General features: G+C 43.1%; 12 protein-coding genes. All 12 read right to left on the bottom strand.

The genetic code is table 11. The features are described from left to right. Position 1 precedes the first annotated feature (1 nt). The 12 genes from AAH582_RS07215 to AAH582_RS07160 all read right to left on the bottom strand — a co-directional run bounded on the left by AAH582_RS07215 (position 2) and on the right by AAH582_RS07160 (position 20,764). Positions 2–1,021 (bottom strand): SusE domain-containing protein, encoded by a 1,020-nt coding sequence (locus AAH582_RS07215; protein WP_046674245.1) that lies wholly within the window; start codon positions 1,019–1,021, stop codon positions 2–4. 136 nt (positions 1,022–1,157) lie between these two features. Then, the gene (locus tag AAH582_RS07210) at positions 1,158–2,753 is read right to left on the bottom strand and encodes a RagB/SusD family nutrient uptake outer membrane protein (RefSeq protein ID WP_343321699.1); all 1,596 of its coding nucleotides are present in this window, start codon (positions 2,751–2,753) and stop codon (positions 1,158–1,160) included. An 11-nt stretch (positions 2,754–2,764) separates the two neighbouring features. Next, positions 2,765–5,734 carry a SusC/RagA family TonB-linked outer membrane protein gene (locus AAH582_RS07205; protein ID WP_343321698.1) on the bottom strand — a complete coding sequence of 990 codons (2,970 nt, stop codon included), beginning with the start codon at positions 5,732–5,734 and terminating at the stop codon, positions 2,765–2,767. A gap of 11 nt (positions 5,735–5,745) precedes the next feature. Beyond that, positions 5,746–8,331: an alpha-amylase family glycosyl hydrolase gene (locus AAH582_RS07200; RefSeq protein WP_343321697.1), complete on the bottom strand. Its 2,586-nt coding sequence runs from the start codon at positions 8,329–8,331 to the stop codon at positions 5,746–5,748. A gap of 195 nt (positions 8,332–8,526) precedes the next feature. After that, a complete protein-coding gene (locus tag AAH582_RS07195; protein ID WP_343321696.1) occupies positions 8,527–9,537 on the bottom strand; it encodes a LacI family DNA-binding transcriptional regulator in 1,011 nt (336 codons plus the stop codon). A 586-nt stretch (positions 9,538–10,123) separates the two neighbouring features. Further along, the gene (locus tag AAH582_RS07190) at positions 10,124–11,407 is read right to left on the bottom strand and encodes a Gfo/Idh/MocA family protein (RefSeq protein WP_343321695.1); all 1,284 of its coding nucleotides are present in this window, start codon (positions 11,405–11,407) and stop codon (positions 10,124–10,126) included. A gap of 109 nt (positions 11,408–11,516) precedes the next feature. Then, a complete protein-coding gene (locus AAH582_RS07185) occupies positions 11,517–13,355 on the bottom strand; it encodes an alpha-L-fucosidase (protein WP_343321694.1) in 1,839 nt (612 codons plus the stop codon). Between the two features lie 56 nt (positions 13,356–13,411). Continuing rightward, positions 13,412–14,377 (bottom strand): SGNH/GDSL hydrolase family protein, encoded by a 966-nt coding sequence (locus AAH582_RS07180; protein ID WP_343321693.1) that lies wholly within the window; start codon positions 14,375–14,377, stop codon positions 13,412–13,414. 308 nt (positions 14,378–14,685) lie between these two features. Beyond that, positions 14,686–16,194: a glycoside hydrolase family 32 protein gene (locus AAH582_RS07175; RefSeq protein WP_343321692.1), complete on the bottom strand. Its 1,509-nt coding sequence runs from the start codon at positions 16,192–16,194 to the stop codon at positions 14,686–14,688. A gap of 66 nt (positions 16,195–16,260) precedes the next feature. Further along, on the bottom strand, positions 16,261–17,865 hold the full coding sequence (locus AAH582_RS07170; protein WP_343321691.1) for a glycoside hydrolase family 32 protein: 1,605 nt from the start codon (positions 17,863–17,865) through the stop codon (positions 16,261–16,263). Between the two features lie 60 nt (positions 17,866–17,925). Next, on the bottom strand, positions 17,926–19,038 hold the full coding sequence (locus AAH582_RS07165; RefSeq protein ID WP_343321690.1) for a hypothetical protein: 1,113 nt from the start codon (positions 19,036–19,038) through the stop codon (positions 17,926–17,928). Positions 19,039–19,081: 43 nt separating this feature from the next. Continuing rightward, positions 19,082–20,764 (bottom strand): RagB/SusD family nutrient uptake outer membrane protein, encoded by a 1,683-nt coding sequence (locus AAH582_RS07160; RefSeq protein WP_286752939.1) that lies wholly within the window; start codon positions 20,762–20,764, stop codon positions 19,082–19,084. Between the last annotated feature and the right edge of the window lie 4 nt (positions 20,765–20,768).

Below are 20,768 nucleotides of genomic sequence, written 5' to 3'. Positions count from 1 at the left end.
GCTATTTCTTTGTCAGCGTATAGGTATTTGCATTGAAATCCACGACAATAGCGTAGGTACCGGCACTGGCGACCGCGATATTGGCACCACCAGCCGCTAAAGTTCCATTTGCCCCGCCAAAATTGGTTCCCCAATCGTGATTTTTACGGAATTTGATCTCTCCTGCCGTCAAGCTCACTGTGAGCTTCCATACCTGGTTGGCATTGTCAAACTTCATATCTGTATCGGCATCCCAACCTTTCGGTGTCGCGCTGCCAATAATGCCCCAGTTGTGATCTTTAAATGAAATGGTATTGGCAGTTGTGTTGACCTCGATTTCCAGATTACCTGCACGCGGCGCTTTTATATTTCCACCGCCATTAAATGCGATTTTACCATCTGCAGTTTGTCCATAAGAATTCGCCCAATTGCGTTCAGTTGTAATCTTAAATTCTGAATTCACTTCCGGAAATAAGATAATGCCTGTATAGATACCGTTACTTGTTGGGGAAACTAACGACTCAGCTGTGGCTGGATCCCATCCCTGATAAGCGCCTGGAACATACAGATAGCTGGTTGAAGCAAAGGGAACTGCTTTCAGGCTTGCCAAAGCCGAAAACACGACCGTAATTTTAGCATTGATACTTGACTTCAGACGTACATCAAAGTCAGAAGCCGTTCCTGTCGGAACACCAAGAGAAAGTAAGTAGCTATTCAATTCATAACCTGTAAAACCAACTGTTGTCCGACCACTCGGAATAACAACTTCTTTTACTGTTTTAAAATTGTCTCCTTTGAGCCCAAACTGGAGTACGTTGGTTACTGCCGCCTGAAAACCAAAGTCAGGCTGAATCATAGTTAAGTGCAGTACCGTGTCCTTTGCATTATCTTTAGACAGGGTTACATTATTTTTATCAAGGCTTAAAGTCGCTGGCTTTATACCTTCATCACTAGCCAATATGGCCCGCGTTTCGTCTTTTTTACAACTTTGGAATAGCGCTATAAACAGCAGCATGATTCCGATATAGTGTCTAGTTTTCATCTGTTTTATTTTGTTTTCAATAGCTGATGAAAGCTCAGGGCAAATATTTACCGTCCTGTGCGCCGATCAATATGCATTGCTCGGTTTCATCTGTCAACAATTTTCTTAGTACAGGTATGGCCACATCGACCAGAAATTAATTATAGCCGGGATTCTGTACAAGATTGGAGTTCGCGATTATATCTGAAGCCGGAAGCGGGAACAGTGTTCTATAAGCTGGCACAGCTTGACCGGCTAACACACCTCCTTTAAAAGGCCAGAGGTAATTATCGCCCGTAAATTTGCCGTAACGAATTAAATCTGAACGTCTAAACCCTTCCCAATACAGCTCTTTCACACGCTCGTTGAGTACATCGTCCAGCGAGAGGTTTGCCAAATTCCCACTGTTGTTGCCATAGGCACGTACACGCAACTTGTTGACGTAATCCAATGCTTTAGCCACGTTACCACCGGAGCCACCCCGTAAAGTTGCTTCGGCGTAAATCAGGTTCATCTCTGCCAATCGAATTAATGGAAAGTCCACCGATGCTACAAAACCTTCAGCTGCTGGAGGAGCAGTTTTTCCGTCTTTGTTCACATTCCGGAATTTAGTAACTGCCAACCCCTGCTTATAGACAGCGATATCTTCTATTTTTACGCTTGTATTTAAGTGAAACATTGCCCTTTTGTCCGTTGCTCCGGAGTAGTCACCGAAAATGGTTGCGATATTGTCACGCGTCCGATTTCCCGCCCAACCGCCGCCAGGCACACCAAAAGAAGTGGGATTCATGGTCGCGTCTATAGCTGCATTGATCAGATAAGTCGTTCCCCCCTTGCTCTGTGTTTTGGTTCCATCGTAAGGCAGATAAAAAATAAATTCGGGGTTGTTCACATCATTATCTGCATAGAAGAGCTCCCGGTAATTTGTCCCCAAGCTATAGCCCGAGTTCAATACCTTTTCTGAATACGTGATGGCTTCGGTATATTTCTTATTACCGGCCCCCAGGTAGACTTCAGCGTTGAGGTATAAACGAGCCAATAGCCCCCATGCCGCTACTTGGTCCACACGACCATAAACATTCTGTTTGGCACCTTTGAGCTGACCAGCAACCTCCAGCAGTTCTTTCTCCACATACGCAAAAAGCTCAGGTCGTTTGATCTGTGGCGGTGATACTTTGCCTACTGAAGTTTCTTCGGTTACAAAAGGTGGATTTCCGAATAGATCAAGTAGAACCCAATAGTTGTAAGCACGTAAGAATTTTGCTTCGGCACGATAATAAGCGATCTCTTTTTTGTCGGCATCTGAAATACCGCGTTCGGCCAATTTAGCATCCGTGCTCTCTCTTAAAAATTCATTGACAAGGGTAGCACTGTAGACACAACGCGTGTAAAGACCGCGGAGCATGGGATTGCTATCGTCAAAATTGAGGTAATCCAAACCACTAATTCCCGGATCATTAAGCCAGGCGCAAGCAGCTTCATCGGTAGTAAGTTCTTGCGCATTCCAAAAAAGACGTAAAAAATCCGATGTTCCGGCATCTAAACCACCTAAGTCTGTATTATTCGGCCCCGATGTGCTCGTTAAAGTCAATGATCCATACAACCTTGCAAATGATGAGGTATAACCTTTAAAATCTTTATAAGCAATATCTGCGGTGACATCATTAGTCGGCTTTAAATCCAAATCCTTGTGGCAGCTGCTCAATGCGATGGCGAGCAGGCAAGCGCCTATATATTTATTTAATTTTTTCATTGTTATATCATTTAAAAACTCACATTTACACCCAATACATAAGTTCTTGGTCTTGGATAGAAACGGTCGTCTATACCATTGGATATTTCTGGATCAACTCCTTTGTACTTGGTGATGGTAAATACATTTTGTACAGTGGCAGAAATAGACATCGAAGCTTTGCTGTTCCGAATAAATTTTCCGAGGTTATAACTCAGATTGACATTATCCATTTTCACGAATGATGCATTTTTGATGTAATAGTCGCTTCGTAACTGCTTGAGCAGAAAATTGGTATTCAAAAAATCCACCGGGGCATTGTTGATCACCAAAACCGCCTGATCGTTGATATTCGCGCCACTGCCTAGGTTGGATGAAACATTGTCGTACACATAATTATCCAAACTTGCGCGCAATACGGTGCTTGCCGACCATTTTTTGTAACTGTATGCCGCCGTAAAACCCAAAAGGTATTTCGGTAAAGGTGATTTGTATAGGTAACGGTCGTTATCGCTGATCACGCCGTCGCCATTGCGGTCAACATAGACCCCTTCTACAGGATGCCCCTGTTCATCATATACCTGCTGGAACACATTGAAACTATTGGGCATGAAATTCACCTTATGTGCCTGGATATTCCCCCCTGTTCCACCACGAATACTACCGGTCTCCACGATAAAGTTTGGATCATCGCTCTGCGTCAGGTTGGTCACTTTGCTTCTATTATAAGTCACATTGAAACCAAGATCCAACGACGAATTTTCTGTTTTTACCGGAACGTAATGCAGGTTAAACTCCAGACCCTGATTCTCCATATTACCGACATTCGTCAACAAAAAGTTGCTAAAGTTTGATCCTACAGGAACTGGAATGGTACTGAGCAAGTCCTTGGTCTTCTTCGAATAGTAGTCTATGCTACCATAAAATAGATTGTTAGCGAAACCAAAATCAACTCCAGCATTGTAGGTCGTTGTACTCTCCCAGCGGATATCTTGATCGTAGGCGACCGGCGAATTCAGGTAATAATACTCATTACCAAATCGATACATAGATTCATTACCACTGATGGTATAATTAGGCAAATAAGAATAGTTGGCAATACCGTCTTGCTGACCTGTCTTTCCATAACTTAAACGAAGTTTCAACTCCGAAACCGCAGCTATTTCTTTTAAAAAGCCTTCATTTTTCGCGCGCCAGGTAAAACCGACAGAAGGGAAATATCCCCAGCGGTTGTCCGGGCTAAAACGGGAAGAACCATCTGTCCGCAAGGTTCCAGAAAGGACATAACGGTTGTCGTAGGTATAGATCAGACGTCCGTAATAGGAAATCAACAGGTTTTCGGGTTTATCAAAAGGCCGCGTTGGTTCATTTAAGATCTTATCACCTTCGGCATTTGTACGGTTAAAATTGTATACTTTACTACTATTTTTATAGTAACCATACCCAAGTGTCGCGTCTATCGTACTTTTGATTGTAGGTAATTCTTTATCATACTTTAGATAAAACTCGAGTGTTTTATTGTTGATATCGGTTTTATATTGCGTTCTTTCACCACCTTCATTGAAATTACGTGCAGCAATAGCCGGCGTAAATGTATTCCCTTTTGAACGCGCCAGATCGTAGCCGACGTTTAAGTTGGCATGTAACTCGGGAAGGAAATGAAAACTATAATCCACTTTTGCATTTCCAATGCTTCTGAAAACATCGCCATTATCTTTGCGCAGATCCAATAAGGCCAAAGGATTTCGTGGTGCATTGGGATTAGGTTTCCCGCCCTGAATCCACTCATAATATCCGCCAAAACTATCCTTATCATCGACATAAACAGGTTGGGTAGGATCGAACTGAATCGCCGTCCCGATCGCATCTTGCGTAGCAAATTTCGATTTCGACCAGGTACCACGTACATTCACATCCAGCGAAAGGTGATTGTCCAGAAATTTCGGTGTCAAGGCCAATGCCGCAGTGGTCCGTTTTAAGTTATCATTTTTCAGCACACCGTCCTGATTCATATAACCAGCAGAAATACGGTAAGGCATATTGCCAGCTCTGGAAGCAATGTTAACATTATTGTCCGTAGTAAAGGCATTGCCATAAATCACATCCTGCCAATCGGTATTTGCTGTTCCCAACAATTTTTTCATGGCATCACTGCCATTGGTATTGACATAATCGCGGATTTGATCCGCGTTAAGCAGTTTTACTTTATTGGCCACAGTCGCCAAGGAGTTCTGTGTAGAGAAGTTGATTTGTGTTCCTGAGCGGCTGCCTTTTTTGGTGGTGATTAAGATGACACCATTCGATGCACGCGATCCATAAATTGCCGTTGCATTGGCATCTTTCAAGATGGTAAATGTCTCGATATCATTTGGGTTAATCAAACTTAATGGATTCGCTACCCCAGATACCGAGCCACCAGCCAAAGGAATCCCATCCACGACGATCAATGGATCGTTACTGGCATTCAGTGAAGCGCCGGAACGGATCCGGATTGTACTTCCTGCGCCTGGCTGCCCCCCACTTGTTGTAATCTGTACGCCCGGAACTTTCCCCATAATGAGTTGCTCGGGAGAGGAGATCTGTCCTTTTTGAAAATCCTTAGAACTCACCGTGTTGATTGACCCCGTCAGGTCACTTTTCTTTTGTGTACCATAACCGATCACAACAACTTCTTCCAGTGCGCTGGTATTGGATTTAAGGTAGAGGTTTAACGGATTCTGCCCATCGCTGATTTGGATTAAGGTGTCCAGGCTCGCGTATCCGACCATGCTGACTCGCAGGCGTAATTTCCCCGTTTGTAGTCTATCCAAGCTAAAATCCCCATTCGCATTGGTAGACAGTGATTTTTGAATATCCTCGAAGCGCAGTGTAGCACCGACCAAGGAACTCCCCTTCTGGTCCATTACTCGCCCCTTTAGCGTTGCCTGTTGGGCAAATGCCGAAGCACTTACGCCGAGTAGCATGCTCAGAGCCCAAAATGGACGTGATAGCTGTTTGTTCATAAAATAACTGTTTATTTATTTAGTTTTGTTTTGCTTATCAATTGGTATTGTCCAGGCAAAAGGCTCAATTTTGACTGACCGGACCAGTTGAGCTCTTTTCCCGTAAAATTGTCCACCCACTGTCCCTGCAGTGCTTGTGGCAATGTAAATTCCACACTTTCTACCCCAAAATTGCCAAGTACCCCTACTTGTTGTCCATCCTTTTCGAGTACGAAATATTTAACGGCATCTTTCATAGCCGATGTAACAATCGTCCCGTTTTGGAAAATGCTATTTTTGGTTTTGAAACGGGTGAGTTTCGCATAGGTCTCAAAGAGTTTTTTGCGATCATCTTGCTGGAGATAACTCCATAATAATGGTTTTTCACCTGTACGTCCATTTTCATCGATAGACACATCATAGCCATATTCACCAAACTGCCAGATCATCTTAGGTCCAGGTGAAGCCAATAAGAATACTGCAGCCTGTTCCATACGTTTTAATGCAATGCCAAGATTCTTGATGTTATAATTACCGGATGAATTTCCATAATTGAGGCACTTGAACAAGAGTCTCTGTTCGTCGTGGCTTTCCATATAGGACACAAAAGAAGGTTGTGCCATGCCGTGACTCGACGCAAATAATCTTCCTAGATCCGAGCCATTATTGGCATTCCATCCCATCGCTGCTTCGTTGAAGACATGATTCATATTATTCCAGAGCAACATACCCGATTGCGCCAGCTCCATTTCTTCCTGATCACCGCCAAGATGCTCGAGAATGATATAACAAGAAGGATCTATACTCCGAATATGCTGCTGATATTGCTTTAAGATCGCCACACGGGAAGCATCATAAGCATTCCATGCGTTTAAATCACTTTCTGAAGTGCCTGAATTTTTCTGCGTAAAGCCTTTAGACAAGTCAAAGCGGAAGCCATCGATCTTGTATTCCTGCATCCAATAGGTCAAGACATCTTTAACAAAAGCCTGTGTATAACTACTTTCGTGGTTAAAGTCAAATCCAACATTAAACGGATGCTTGGCAACCGTATTGAACCAAGGACTATTGACAGCGACGTTGCCCTGCTCCATATAAAGCTGTACAAGCGGCGACTGACCAAATGCGTGATTAAAAACAACGTCCAAAATCACGGCAATACCATTTTCGTGACAGGCATCGACATAGGCTTTCAGGTCATTTTTCAAGCCGTAATATTTATCCAATGCCCGGTGGAATGAAGGATTATATCCCCAAGTCGAATTCCCTTCCGATTCCTGTACAGGCATTAGCTCAACGGCATTTACACCTAGCCTTTTTAAATAAGACAAAGAATCCTTGAGTGTAGTATATTGATGCTGTCTGACAAAATCGCGGACCAACAGTTCATAGATCACCAAATCACCTTGAGCAGGTCTATTAAAAGCAGTTGTTTTCCAGGTATAAGCCTTTGCGGGAAGATCCAATACGCCGACAATACCATGCGCAGCTGCGGGATAAGCGGGTACAGCCGTTGCTGTAAGCCCAAGCGCAGCATCATTCTGCGGATCAAGAATCAGTTCAGCATAGGGGTCAGCGATAGCCAATTGGCCATCCACCAAAAACTGATAAGTCTGTTTTTTGGAGAAATCCAGATTCGATACCGTTACCCACCAGGTTTTGCCATCTGGAGTCTGGCTCATCGCATAGGCTGGTAATGCTTTATAGTTGTTAAAACCACCTAACAGATATACACTTTTTTTCAGTGGTGCTGTGAGCGCAAAACTGACCTCCCCTTTTTCCCTGTTTATGGTTGTTCCGTTTGGATTGATACCTATCGGGAGGGCAGCAATGGTAGGTTTTGATTCTACAAATAGCTCCACTTTACTGGAATATACCTTGCCATCAGCTTCCAAGCGGGCTTCGAGCTCATGCAGGCCGTTGCTTTGTAGACTAACAGATTTTTCTAAAGACAGTGCGGCAGAAGATTCAGCCAGCAATATACCATTGTCCCAGACACTGATTTTTCCGGACTGCGTTGCCTGTAATTGTAGCTTCAGGTTATCGCCAACGGTGTACATTTGCTCAGTGGTCATTGGATCTGTAGGTTGCAGCATAGGCGACACAAAACGAATCGCTTGCATGTTACTCGCCACGAAGGGCAGAAATAAATCTGAATTATTTTTATTTCGTTGGACCAGCGATCCATCACCATTGCGCACTAAAAGTGCCAACTGACCAAATTCCAAAGCATTTGACAGATTAAAGAATGTGGAAGGCGTAAACGTAAATGTATATAAACCAGCAGAAACAAATTTAAGTTTATAAGCGTTGTCATTCTTTGACCAGTCTGTCGCTACATGCTGCCAGCTCCCCCCATGGACAGGAATCAACCCCGCGTGTAGATACAGGTCGGCGGTGCTACCTTTTAACGCTGCATTTCCTTTTGAAAGATCAAATTGCAAGGTGATTTCCTTATCCCAAAAGATAAATGGAGCAGAAAGATTCACCAAACCAGTCCCCTGCTGTTCAATAACAGGTGGTTGCTCGACATCCACGATATCTTTCTTATTTGCACATGATGATAATAGGACAATCACCCAGAGATACCCTATTAAACGAGAGATATGCTTCCCCATCGATAATTAGCTTTACTTGGAATCTGACATTGGGAACGTTCCCGAAATCAAGGTAAAAAGAAATCGCCTGTTGCGATTTGCTGGATTTCCCTATCCAATATTTTATACAAATTGATTATTTAAACACTTTCGGGAATGTTCCCGAAAGTAATCAAAGCTAAATAATGGGATTACAAAAAACAAATATTTTTTTTCTTATTTGAGGCTAGATTTTTGAAAAATAAGCTGGGAATCAAGATAAACCGAATTAGCAAACTTATCATTTGTTGGATCATCCATCTTATCTAACAGGTATTTTGTTACCAATTGGCCCATTTCGTAGGCAGGTTGTTTCACTACGCTCAGTGCTGGGTCGATCAGATCGGCGATATCCAAACAAGAAAAACAAATGATCTTGAGGTCTTCAGGAATACGAATTGCGAGCTGCTTGGCGACCCGTATACTCGAAATGGCGAGACGTTCTACTGAGGCAAAAATGGCATCGGGTTTTTCCTTCTCGATCAAGCTGGTGATATCTTTCATATTCTGATCGGCATCATTGACGGTATCCAAAATAAGCTCGGGCCTAATCGGTATTCCCGCCTCCTGCAAAGCTTTTTCATACCCGTCTTTACGCACCTTACCAATCGAAACATGAGGATTGATGGCGAGGTAAGCAATCCGTTGACAGGCATTATCAATCAAGTGCTTCGTTGCCAGATAAGCCGAATCAAAGTCATTCCCCGTAATATATCCCCCCTTCCAATCGTCGTATGCACGGTCGAAGAACATGACCGGTATTCCCCTTTCTGCCAACAGCTGCAAATGCGAATGGTCTTTTCCCTCACCCGAAGCCGAAATGATCACACCATCCACTCGTCCATTAGCCAGCGAGCGCACGATGGAAGCTTCATTTTGTACCTGATGATCCGTCACGTAAATCAAGGTATGATAGCCCTTAGAGCGTGCCACTGCCTCGATTCCTTTGATGGCCTGCGAGAAAAATTTATTACCAAATTCGGGAATAATAATCGCAATGGTCAGACTTTTATTCGCTTTCAGACTACTCGCATAGACATTCGGCGAAAAACCGATTTCTTCGGCCATGGCCAAAATACGGGCTTTTGTCGCCGGATTAATATCCTCGTTATCCCGAAATGCACGGGAAACGGTCGATTTTGACAAGCCGAGTTTTTTGGCCAGATCTACTATTGTTAATTGCGACATATCAAGATTCCCTTTGCTGTTCGAATGTAATAATTGTTGGATACAAATAAAGCAATTATCTATCCAGAATAGCAAATTTTCTTTTTGTTCCCTTTGTTTTAAATCAGCGGGCCATGTTTTTTTATCTCCAGATAAGAAAAGCGATCTAGTGATCAAATCGTGTAAACGACCTCTCCAATATGCTCGCTTCCGTCAGCTTTCCGTTAGCAGAAAAACGTGTTTTACATGGCGTTTTGTGTCTATAGCACTAAATACTGTATTCGGGTTGTGTTCGTATCACCTTCGGCTGTGGAGAATCTTGCTACGGCTATTGATCGAAAGTTGACCAAGTAATTCCTGTTCAGGGTCTGGTCAATATCTGTTCAGCACCTGTACAATATCTGTATCCCATCCGAATAAGGTACGAAGCAGGTACGAATCTTTCCTCCCTATTTATTAAAAAATTGTGAAAAGGTGCTTAGCAGATGTTACCGCCAAAGACAGGGTAATACAAGCCTACATTGTTGTAGAAATATTGATCTATAAACAAAACAGGCTTAGCAAATATGCTAAGCCTGTTTTTATCATTAGTCGACCATTTTCTTGATTAGAACTTTCTAAAATCCCATTCCCCGCGATAAGGGCGGCTACGCATGAGGTTAGCATAATCATTGTCGAACTGTTCCTTTTGTGGATTCCATTTTAAATCCTTTTGAAGTTCATACGCTATGTTGATGGCATTGCAAACAGAGCTCGTCCGATGGCCTATTTCAACATCACAGATCGGCTTACTTCTTTTTTTGATCGCGTCTACCCAATCCTGATAGTGGTTATCACTGTAATACAGGCGACGATCTGTAGAGCTCAATTTAAGATTGGCCAAATTCTCGGGATTCGAACGGATAAATTCGCGGCTTACTTCAATCTTACCTTTTTCACCAATAAATTGAATCGCGTTATGTACGCCCCATTGCACATGGTTTACCCGAACTCCATTGGCATAGTTAAAGGAAAGCCCGCTATTGCTATTTGCTGCTTTAGGTGGATTGAATTGCACCGGGCCAGATTCGTCCATGCCCAATGCCCATTGCACAATATCAAACATATGTGCTCCCCAATCGGTAATATAACCACCGCCGAAATCACGGTAACCACGCCACCAAGCCCATTTATCATCCTCAAGCGGTGGGCTTAAAATCGGGTTATAACCGCGGTAAGGTGAAGGTCCTACCCACATATCCCAATCCAAATAATCCGGTGCTGGCATAGCTGGTAGGTCGCATTGTTTGACCGGTTCGCCCACAGACACATTAATTTCTTTTATTTTGCCGATATAGCCATTGAGAACCAGTTCTGCTGCCTGTCTAAAATTATAGGAAGAACGCTGCATGCTACCTGTCTGAAAGACACGTTTATATTTGCGGGTTGCATCAACCATTGCTCTCCCCTCGGCAATGGTAAGCGCCAGGGGTTTCTCACAATAAATATCTTTGCCGGCTTTAGCTGCATCAACAGCAACCTGCGCATGCCAGTGATCTGGTGTTGCAATAACAACAGCATCAATATCTTTCCGATCCAATAGTTCGCGATAATGGTGGTAGGCCTTGATCTCAGTCTGTGCTTTTGACAATTCCGTTTGCTTTTTCGCTGTCGCAGCAATAAATGCGGCCAACTTGTTACGGTCCACATCGCAGGCCGCCAGACTTGCGATTTCCTTGCAGCGATTGAGACCGTTCATCAAAGTATAGGATTGTTTTCCGACACCGATAAATCCAAGATTGATACGATCACTTGGTGCAAGAAATCCATTTCCGCCTAACACAACGCGCGGGACAATTGTGAAAGCCAAAGAGGATACAATCCCCTTGGCTATAAATTCTCTTCTTTTCATTTTTTACTGATAGTTTATTTTTCTGCTCGTCTTTATAGACACTTATTCGGTCCTTGGCGGCAAAATGGTTTATGTATGGATGATTTGTCTAGGCTTTCTCAAAAATAGTTTATTCTTGAACCGGAACCAGTGTAATTGACGCAATCTCAGGTAATGCATCGCCATCAATCGCCGTAGCCTGCAGCAGCACTTTTGTGCTTGGCTCTCCGATCACTTGCTGTGATACTTCTATTGTTCCCATGACCGCTTCCTTAAATGCAGTTCCATTTTCATTTATAAAGGCGAAAGGAATCTTTTGTCCAAGAGCGGTTAGCAAAATTTTGCCCTGATGTTTAGGATTAGGTAGATAATTGATGAGTACTCGGTATTTACCCGGTTTTTGAATTTTAATATCCCAAATTACTTGATCGGCAAGATCCTTCCATTGACCTATGGCATTCGGGCGATTTGGATCATGGGTATGTGCGCCAATAATTTTCAGTCCCTTTCCTTCCTGCAGTTTTGCATTATTTGCGTTCATCACGATACGACCATCCGCCTGTGTTTGTGTCAGGCTTTCCTCAACAATTGGTTTTCCCTGAATCTCCACTACGATAACCTTAGGTCCTTTATTGCTGTCAAAGACATCAACAGGAATTGCTGGTCTACCATTTTCCAGCGTATATTTTAACTTCATTTTCGGTGAAGCCAGGGCATAGACAGCCGTCACTTTATTTTTGATTGGTAGATTTATTTTCCCATCGGCTGGACGGTCAAAAACATGCAGATAGAGCTTCCCATTTTTTTGCGTACAATAACCCCAATCCAACGCTTGGAAAGGGCTCGCCGTAGTCCCGTAAATAGATTCGCTATTGATCTTCATCCAGTCCCCGATCTGCTCCATAATACGCACCGCAGGTTCAGGAATGCCGCCATCACCATCGGGTCCAACATTTAACAGGAAATTGCCGCCCTTACTTACTGTTTCCACAAATAATTGCATGATCTTGGGGAAGCTTTTCCAATTTTGATCATGGGCGCTATAACCGTAACTTTCATTCATGGTATGGCTTACCTCCCAATACATACCAGGCAAGCCTGTTGGTGGAATATATTTTTCAGGCGTTCCAATATCACCGTTTTTATTTTCGAGTCCATTCCAAAATCGATTATTGATAATAATGTTGGGTTGCCATTTGATCAAATCTGTTAAAATATGTTTGGTTCCCCAGGCTTCACCTTCGTGCTGTTTGCTACTGAAATCGGGCCACAGCATATCCAATCGCCCGTAATTTTGGGCAAGCTCCTTAATTTGGCCATAGAGATAGGCTTTATACCATTCATGATCAGGTTGATGATTATCTACATTCGGGTTTAACTGAAAAGCCTCATAGGAATCGGGATGCTGCCAATCCAGCAGCGAATAATAGGCGCCTACTTTCATTCCCTCCTGGCGGAAAGCTTCCATAATTTCGCGGTAAAGATCTCTCCCTTTTGGCGATAAATTTGCCGTACCTGTTACATCGTTTTTAACCGCGTAAGGCTGTTGGCTATTGAATAAGCTAAAGCCTTCGTGGTGTCGGGAGGTCAGCACCATATACTTCATTCCCGTTTTTTTTGCAAGGTGAGCCCAGGATTTTGGATCGAAAGAACGCAATGTAAATTTTGGTTTCAGCACTTCAGCATACTGCTTACTGGGAATTTTCCCCCAAGTTTGTATCCATTCAGCATAATGCTGTGGGTATTTTTTTCCTTCAAAAGAACCTCCCGCTGCACTATACAATCCCCAATGGATAAATAACCCAAAACGAGCTTCTTTAAACCATTCCATGCGTTTATCTTGTGTCTCCTGCCAGCCGGCTACGCCTTCATAGGGTAATGATTTGGTCTGTGAATTAGCAACATCGGTCATGCATAGCAACATTCCCACTGCTGCTGCACACTTCCACTTTAAAAAATTGATTTTCATCGTAATATAGTTTTATACATAAAAGTTCATGGATTATAATCATTAAACAGGGGTCATCAGAAACCCAAGTGGTTTATTTCCTCCTGCATGGTATCATAAGTCTTTCGCGCATCCTCCAATGGAATTCCTTTTGATAGTCCGGGTCGTTTATGGCCTGTAAAAGTCAACCATGTGTCTTTCATGATCGTCTGTCTTTTCAAAACAAGGGTATATAACTGGCGAAGTTTTGGTTTATCGCGCAAATTATCATCCCATGTGCTTTCGATCGGGAAATTAGGCATCAGGTGTTTAACAATTTCCCTTGCCATGAGCCAATGGCCCAACTCGCCAGGATGAACACCATCTGCCGCTAGCCTAAACTGAGGATCTTTCTTGATGCCAGTCTCCAAATATCGCCGCATGGGGAAATGGAGGTCAATGATTTCCCATGATTGTTTTCGGCCATAATCGATCAACCATTCGGCATAACGATCCAATACTTTATTGTACCCCTTGAGCCGAAGCTGCGGATCATCATGCACCGGTGGAGTCATCCATATGATACGTTTGACACCTTGATCTGCAAGTCGTTTTTGCAGGTGTATAATTCCGTTTTTATAGGCTTCAAAACGAGCCGAATCAAATGGTAGGTAAATACCGTCATTCATGCCATAACAGACGAAGACAACCTCAGGATTGATTTTATCGAGTACATTATCCAAACGGTCAAATAGACAAGGTCGCGGAAACTTTCCATCGGCATGATTCGGCTCACTCAGTCCAGATACGGTCTCACTTGGTAGCCCTGAGTTAATAAACTGGGGTTTCTTTTTCGGATGACTGCTCAGGAACAAACTTTCGGTCATGGCGACATATTGCCCGGCATAGGTAATGCTATTTCCTAAAAAGAGCACTTTTTGTGCTTCGTTCCAGTTAAAGTCCCGGACATGACCTTGCCCCTTTACTTGCATAGACAAAAGGCCTAAGCACAATAGCAATACAAAAAAACGAAGTTCTTCTCTACGAAATGATAAATTTAACATTGTAATATTGGATCAGTTGGACAAGTACCAAACCTTACATATCTCCTTGGTTTAAGGTTGATATCAATAGGTGCAAAAGACTTATTAGATAACTATTTAGCGCTGTCCATAATTGATTATTTTGGTCATTAAATTAATCAATAAGCACATGAATTCAAATTAAATTACTGAAAGACAGAAGATTGTTACATTTACATCTTCTATCATTTAGTTAAGAACACCTGTTGATAATAAAAGGGCTATCCAAAAGACAAAAAAAAGCCTGTCCAACCAAGTCGGACAGGCTTATATACTTCTGAAATCAGGTGTTATTTCCTTTTGAATTTAGAGATACTAAGTTCCTGAAATGCTAGTTTTTGGTCGGCAATGATCCGCAGCTTGGTCAGGGGTTTATTCGGAAAAAATAAACTGGTCATTACCGTTAGTCCCCCATCTGCAAAAAGCTCCACAGAGCTCACATCAACATACAAGCTGAAAGAGAGTGTTCCGTTATTCAGCAGGCGTTGTGCTGAAGCTATCTTTGGGAATTCCTCGTTAAACGAAACTTCCCCGGACTTAGAGCGGTCGATGTAATATGCATTTTGATCTTCACGGTAACCAATAACCAATTCGTCACCAGATTCATTTGATAAGATCACTTTGAAAGACTGTTGCTTCAAATCTTTGAGGTCCAAACGGTACGCTTGCGGGAGATGTTGCTCGAACGAAACTTCCTTCGTTCCGCCGCCATGGTACTTTTTAAGCGGTCGAAATGCAGTTTCAATTTCTTTGGGCGCAGTACTTGCAACGTAGAAAGACTGTCCAATTTTATCCAACGATAAAATACGTGGTATGGTTGAGGAGGAGCGCCATTTTGTGGTAGGAACCACATTGGCATATTGCCAGTTGCTCATCCAGCCAATCATCAGGTGCCTATCCCCCAGGTTGCTCCAAGTTACACCGGCATAATTATCGGGTCCCCAATCCAGCCACTTTATTTGGTTATCTTCTGTGCGGAACTGATGTCCATCAAAGTCACCCACAAAATATTGTGTTACGGAACCACCGTTGGGCCCACCTGGATTGATACTGACCAACAAGACCCACTTTGTAACTCCTTTGTAGTCCATGGGAATAAGATCGGGACATTCCCAGACACCTCCATGAGCTCCCACCTCTTTACCAAACTCACTTTCCTTCTGCCATGTTTTCAAATCTTTGGAAGAATAGAAAGTAATACAATCTTTTGTAGCCAAGGTCATAATCCAACGTTGGCTATGCGCGTGCCACATCACCTTTGGATCCCTGAAATCCCATATGCCAGGGTTTGGTAATACTGGATTGCCTTTATATTTTGTCCAGGTAAGACCCTTATCTAAACTATAAGCCAAACTTTGATTTTGATGCAATCCCGTTTTCCGATCCTCTTCCTGATGATTGTGATGGGTAAAAATGGCGACCATAGCATCTTTTCCAAAACCTGCAGTGTTGTCTTTATCGATCACAGCACTACCTGAGAAAATAGTTCCCAAACTGTCGGGGTACAATGCGATCTTCTGCTCGTCCCAATGAATCAAATCTTTACTGATCGCATGGCCCCAATGCATTGGTCCCCAAACGGGTTTTTCGGGATTATGCTGAAAAAAAAGATGATAATTACCGTTCAAATAGACCAGCCCATTGGGGTCGTTCATCCAGCCCTGCTGTGGGGTAAAATGGTAAAGTGGGCGATATTTTTCTTCAGCATCCCGTTGTTTTTGCTGTCCCATCTGGGCCAGACTTGTACCGACAATACTTAGCAAGAACATCGTAAGTCCGTATTTTTTTAATCTTATCATTTTTCTTTTGTTTACGTTTATAATCCGATTATTGTTCGCTTCAATAAGCAAATATCTTATAAATTATCAGGAAGATTTTTCAACTTTCAACCCATTGACTGTAACGGTTCCCTGATCCACAAAAATAGTCCATGGATTTTGATCCATTTTATAGATCCGGTTGGTAAAAGCAACACGATCATTCACATACACGACACAGATAGACTTTTCAATACTAATTTTCAGATTAAAAATCCGATTGGTCGGTACGGTGAGTGGTGTAAAATTGAGTGCTGTTTTACTTCCGCTACCATTTCGAGCCTCCTTATTCATAAATAGGGCCGGCATGCTCCAACGATTGGATGAAGTCAGGTCAAAAGCAATGCTATACACTTCGGTCGGATCATCACATGCTCCAAATGAAAAACCAAATTGATTGGATTGCGAAGCATCAATAGTCATTGTCATTTTTACGGTCGACGTATTTCGGTTAAACAGCGCATAACTTCTTCCCCCTGATTGAGCTGACAAACGATAGGTTTTATTCGACTCAGAAACTTCACCAACACTGCTCAGTTTTTCAAAGGCGACTTCTTTATTAAATTTGCTGTTTAGGGCCTCCGGAATTTTAGGATACAACTGTCCTGACGTTCCCTGAACCAACTGATGGGAAATTAGATTTCCAGCCCAGGGCAGTTCGTTGTTATTATTGACGGTTTGTCCCGTTGAACACCAACCCGAAAGATAACGTGTTGTACCATCGCTAGCGGTCTTGCCAGCATAGAGATAAAGTCCATCAAAGGTTTCATGATGTCCTTCGGCATCCCGACAGATCATCCAGGGACCGTCCGGAGAATCCGCAATACGATAAAATGTCTTGCGATGTTCATCCCGGTTGATCCGCGAAAACAACAGATACCACTTATTGCCCATTTTAAATAGATCCGGGCATTCCAATAGTTCAGCATCTGTTTCGATGCCATATTTTTCCACTGTCCCTGTCGTCGCAACGAGCGGTTCAATCATCGACCAACTGCTTAAATCGGTTGACTGATAACGTGCAAGGATTCCTTTTCCGTCTTTTCGCGTCGTGACTAGCATCACGTAGGCATTACGGCCTTCATCCCAATAAACGTGCGGATCCCGAAAATTATTTCGATCATAGCCCACGGCAGCCTGCAGTGCCATAGCTGGTTGCTTGGTCCAATTCATTAAATCAGTGGACGTGGCCAACATGATCTTTTCTGCTGGAGTAAAAACACTGTTATGACCTGTATAGAAACAGTAATACACTGTTCCTTTTTTGATAAAACTTCCTGTTCCGATCCATTCATCCTGACTCCCCACAGCGCCCGACGACAACACTTCGGTATAGCCCTCAAATGTTCCAAAGTCACCTGTTCGCGTGCTATAAATCGGGTGTCTGTTGGCATTCTCATAGAGATAAAACAAGTAGAACTTTTTATCGTCGGCATTGTAGTAAGGCATGGGATCGCCCACAAACCCCTGCTGGGGCCTGTAGAATCGTTGATATGGGCCAGCCTCCTGCCCCGAAATACAGGCCGTAGAACTGTCCACCGGTTGTATTGCTATGGGCTTATCTACCACGGTCGAACGCTCGTCGCTATTCTTGCAACTTGTCAACAAGCTGAGCAAGAATACTGTCGGAAGCAAATACAATTTTGGTCTCATGATTTAAATCTTTCTATTAATCCCTTATTATCTATCATCGCTTGTATTATTTGTATTCGATCATTCTTTAGGTAATGCTTTCAATTCGTCCCAGTACATCCGTTGGGTAGGAAATGCCACGGGCTGTCCATTAGGATGCTCATGCGGCATCACAAGTATATTGTTGATGATAGCCTTTCTTCCAGCAGGAATCTGAAAAACCAACTCTTGCCACTCCCCAACATGTTCCTTTGCATAATTAGCCCGCAACCAATCTTTTTGCTGTTCACCATCCGATTGAATCTCCAATTGTACATCTCCCGCTACACCCTTCAATATCATAATGGAAAAACGGCCATATTCTGCCGGATTGATCGTCACTTTATTTGCATTCCACAATGCACCACCATGCCAGCCTTCGCCCGTTTTATTATCCCGGACAAAAGACGCACAGAACGGTGTTGCATTAATTCCCGTAGTTTTCGGGTTGGGATAAGGTGAATCTACGGCGCTCACCCCTAACCCGTCGAAATGTGGAACGCTTGTTTCGCCATTATAAATCATCAGGATCTGTTTGGGTTCCGTGCCTAATATCGCTGTTACCGTGTACTGGAACGTCTGCCCCATATACGCAAGGCTGTATTTTATCGGAGAACTTAAATCCACGGGGCCACTCTGATTGGGCGTTATGCTCGCGCCAGCTGTAAATTCTATCGCAGGTGATAAGTTCTTCAGGTCTGTCCCCAGGGGTAGGTAAATTTTAATGCTTTTATTTTTCTGATCGATGATTCCAGCTTTTTCTCCGATATGGAATGCCGTTATTTCCGCTTTGATTTCTTTGACGGTTACTTGATAGGTGTTGAATAGATTTCCATTAAACACGCGATAAGTAATTGGTGTTGTACCAGAAAATGAAAAGTTCTGGGCGATACCTGAAGCTGGAGAAACCTTGGCATTATTAGGCAATTCAATCGTCGGAGCCACCGCTGAAAGATCTGTGCCTTCAGGAACCATGACAAGAATGGTACCTTTTGCCGGATCTATTTTTCCAACGGTATTACCGACCTTGAATGAAAGTACATCTACATCTGCGTTCAAATTGAGTGTGCCACCGGCATCACGTTTGCAGGCAGCAATAAGCCAGATAAGCAGGATAGTAATCCCCACTTTTATATAATTGTTTAATGTGTTCATTGGAATAATTGGTTATGCTGATCGTTCAACAATAAATGCTTATTTAATAGCCTGGATTTTGTTTGTACAGATATTTACTTAATCTGATCTGTGCTTCAGGAATCGGCAGATATTCGTTCCTATCTGCAGTAAAATGTGCCGAAGAATAATAAGATCGACGTGACTTTTCCGCATCATAATAGGCATTCATGGCCTGGTCTGCAATTCCCCAGCGTACCAGATCAAAGAATCTTCCGTTTTCCATCGCAAGCTCCAATCGTCTTTCCCAACGTAACGCCTTCCGGGCATTTTCTTCGTTCCATACAATATTATCTCCATTTTTGTACGTTTCGATCAGGGTTTTATCATTTGCATAGCCCGTAAGTGCAGTGCTATTTTTTGCCCGCGTACGTACTTGGTTTATCAATGGCAGTGCTTCAGCCGAACGATGCAGCTCGATAAGCGCCTCTGCCCGCATCAACAGCACATCAGCAAAGCGCAATACAATTCGATTTTTTGTATTGGCATAGAACGGTACCATCGGGACAAAACAATCGCAATCGGGATCTACATTCTCTTTCAATGAGGCGTAAACCGAATATTCTGCCGGGTTACGGTTCCAGCTTTCTTCATACGTTCTTTTGCTACTATACTTGTAAGGTAAGCCCGGAATTGCAACTGTATGGAATAACCGTGGATCGTACTTTTCTGAGGTATTAAAGCTATTCAACGCATTGTAGTTATCCAGTGGTAGACCTTTACCCGTTGTGCGAAACGCGTTGACAAGGCTTTGACTCGGTTTATTGAAATCACAACAACCTACGCCCATAGGTACTGATAGCACATCAGAAAAATTAACACGCCCAAATTTTGTCCCGTCATCTTTTGAAAACTGAACTGAAAACAGGGCTTCAGTCCCATTTTCATATTTGCCCGGCAAGAAGTTAAAAGCAAAGTCGGTTTCCAGCGTATGATTGGATGAAAGTACAACATCCGTATTTTGTACAACTTTTTCCAAATCTCCGGCATCGATGCCCGTCACCACATTACGTTCGGCATTGTCCTGACGGTATCCCTTATAGAGATAGGTTTTGGCAAGATATGCCGCAGCAGCAACACGGTTGGCACGCCCGACCTCCGTTTGTACAGCCGGGAGATGATCTACAGCATACTGAAAATCATCCACAATCTTTTGCCATAGCGCATCGTTGCTCAAGGCCCTATTCGATACGGTTTCATAGCTGTCTACTGCGACATTTTCATCAATATAAGGCACATATTTGAAAAGGATCTTGAGCATAAAGTAAAAATGACCGCGTAGAAAGCGTGCTTCACCCAGTTTTTCTTCCTTCCCATCGAAATTATCCATCTCCTGTATGGTCTTGATAGTGGTATTGGCACGCGAAATCGCAACGTACAACTGAAACCACAATTTATCCAACTCTGCAAAATTGGTTGTAATGTTATTGGAGACCTCCAGGAAATGAAAGGTCTGGATATCCTGTGGTCCCGATCCGCCTTTATAAGCATCGTCCGAGCGAACCGTACCATAGGGCCATAAGCTAAAAGGGACGTCATAATGATCGTTACCCAATGCCGCATAGGTAGCTGTCAATAATCGTTCGGGCTCCTTAACCTGATCGGAGCTCAGTACACCATTGGGTGTTTGATCTAAAAATTTGGTGCATCCTGGAAGTAGTCCAGCAAGAACCATGAATATCGCTATTTTAGTGGTTATTTTTTTCATCCGT

It is taken from the genome of Sphingobacterium multivorum (assembly GCF_039511225.1).
In the GTDB taxonomy this organism is placed as follows: domain Bacteria; phylum Bacteroidota; class Bacteroidia; order Sphingobacteriales; family Sphingobacteriaceae; genus Sphingobacterium.
This window is presented reverse-complemented; position numbering and strand designations above follow the sequence as displayed.

Excerpts from the sequence above, each read along its gene's own strand:
- AAH582_RS07185 (WP_343321694.1), bottom strand. The coding sequence starts at position 13,355 with ATGAAAATCAATTTTTTAAAGTGGAAGTGTGCAGCAGCAGTGGGAATG.
- AAH582_RS07180 (WP_343321693.1), bottom strand. The coding sequence starts at position 14,377 with ATGTTAAATTTATCATTTCGTAGAGAAGAACTTCGTTTTTTTGTATTG.
- AAH582_RS07205 (WP_343321698.1), bottom strand. The coding sequence starts at position 5,734 with ATGAACAAACAGCTATCACGTCCATTTTGGGCTCTGAGCATGCTACTC.
- AAH582_RS07170 (WP_343321691.1), bottom strand. The coding sequence starts at position 17,865 with ATGAGACCAAAATTGTATTTGCTTCCGACAGTATTCTTGCTCAGCTTG.
- AAH582_RS07175 (WP_343321692.1), bottom strand. The coding sequence starts at position 16,194 with ATGATAAGATTAAAAAAATACGGACTTACGATGTTCTTGCTAAGTATT.
- AAH582_RS07160 (WP_286752939.1), bottom strand. The coding sequence starts at position 20,764 with ATGAAAAAAATAACCACTAAAATAGCGATATTCATGGTTCTTGCTGGA.
- AAH582_RS07165 (WP_343321690.1), bottom strand. The coding sequence starts at position 19,038 with ATGAACACATTAAACAATTATATAAAAGTGGGGATTACTATCCTGCTT.
- AAH582_RS07215 (WP_046674245.1), bottom strand. The coding sequence starts at position 1,021 with ATGAAAACTAGACACTATATCGGAATCATGCTGCTGTTTATAGCGCTA.
- AAH582_RS07195 (WP_343321696.1), bottom strand. The coding sequence starts at position 9,537 with ATGTCGCAATTAACAATAGTAGATCTGGCCAAAAAACTCGGCTTGTCA.
- AAH582_RS07210 (WP_343321699.1), bottom strand. The coding sequence starts at position 2,753 with ATGAAAAAATTAAATAAATATATAGGCGCTTGCCTGCTCGCCATCGCA.
- AAH582_RS07190 (WP_343321695.1), bottom strand. The coding sequence starts at position 11,407 with ATGAAAAGAAGAGAATTTATAGCCAAGGGGATTGTATCCTCTTTGGCT.
- AAH582_RS07200 (WP_343321697.1), bottom strand. The coding sequence starts at position 8,331 with ATGGGGAAGCATATCTCTCGTTTAATAGGGTATCTCTGGGTGATTGTC.